The organism is Kitasatospora nipponensis, assembly GCF_039528135.1.
In the GTDB taxonomy this organism is placed as follows: Bacteria; Actinomycetota; Actinomycetes; order Streptomycetales; family Streptomycetaceae; genus Kitasatospora; species Kitasatospora nipponensis.
This window is the reverse complement of sequence record NZ_BAAALF010000552.1, coordinates 1-934: the sequence shown is the minus strand read 5'-3', so window position 1 is coordinate 934 and position 934 is coordinate 1. Positions and strand designations below refer to the sequence as shown.

Genomic DNA, 934 nt, shown 5'->3' with positions numbered 1-934 from the left:
AATCCCGACGCTCCGCCAGTGACCCCCAAGCCCTACAGCTCCCAGTACCTTCGAGCAGACCCAGCTCAGTCGGTGGTGGTCTCGGCGTTCACCCAGTCCAGGTATGCGGTGGAGCCGGTGACGACCGGGACGCCGATGATCTCCGGGGTGTCGTAGCTGTGGTGCTCGCCGATGAACGCGGCCAGCCGGTCGGAGAGTTCGGCGCGGGTCTTGAAGTCGATGCGCCACTCGGGCTCGGACCGCACTTCGCCCTCCCATCGGTACACCGAGCTGATCGGGTAGACCTGGGCGCAGGCGGCGAGGCGTTCGCGTACCACGGCGGTGGCCAGGTCGCGGGCTCGAGTCTCGTCGTCGTGGGTCGTGGTGACCACGAGGATGTCACGGTGCGTCATGCGGGAAACGCTACCGACCGACCGCTGGCGCGGCTGACAGCTGGTCAGCTAGGGTCCCCTCCGGCACATTCGGAAGATCATTTGGGGGAGACCGTGTCGGAGCAAGTTCCTGCCCGGAAGGGCGGATCGGCGGCGATCGGCTGGGCGCTGACCATCGGGTTCAACATCGTCGCGCCGATCATCACGTACAACCAGTTGGTCGAGCACGGCTACAGCGAGGTCTCCGCCGTGCTGGTATCGGCGCTCTGGCCGGTTGTCGACATGGCGATTTACCTGGCCTGGCACCGTCGGATCGACGAGTTCGCCGCGATGTCGCTGGTCTTCCTCGGGCTGACCGCGCTGGTGGCCGTGGTCGGGCCGCAGTCGGCTCAACTGCTGCTGGTGAAGGAGTCGTTGGTCACCGGACTGTTCGGGGTGGTCTGTCTGGCGACGCTCGCCGCGCCGCGGCCGCTGATGTTCTACTTCGGCCGCAAGTTCGGTACGGACGGGACGGCGGAGGGAATCGAGCGCTGGAACGCGCTCTGGGAGCTGCCCGGCTTCCG

At 67.0% G+C, this 934-nt stretch carries 2 protein-coding genes; one reads left to right on the top strand and one right to left on the bottom strand.

Annotation, left to right across the window (positions count from 1 at the left end; all coding sequences use genetic code 11):
• Positions 1-65: 65 nt before the first annotated feature.
• Positions 66-392, bottom strand: coding sequence for a divalent-cation tolerance protein CutA (cutA, locus tag ABD323_RS41830; RefSeq protein ID WP_184920402.1), 327 nt, complete (start codon positions 390-392; stop codon positions 66-68).
• 93 nt (positions 393-485) lie between these two features.
• On the opposite strand from cutA, the gene ABD323_RS41825 reads away from it, so the two are divergent.
• Positions 486-934 (top strand): VC0807 family protein (locus ABD323_RS41825; RefSeq protein ID WP_344447310.1); only part of this gene is annotated, 449 nt, incomplete at its 3' end.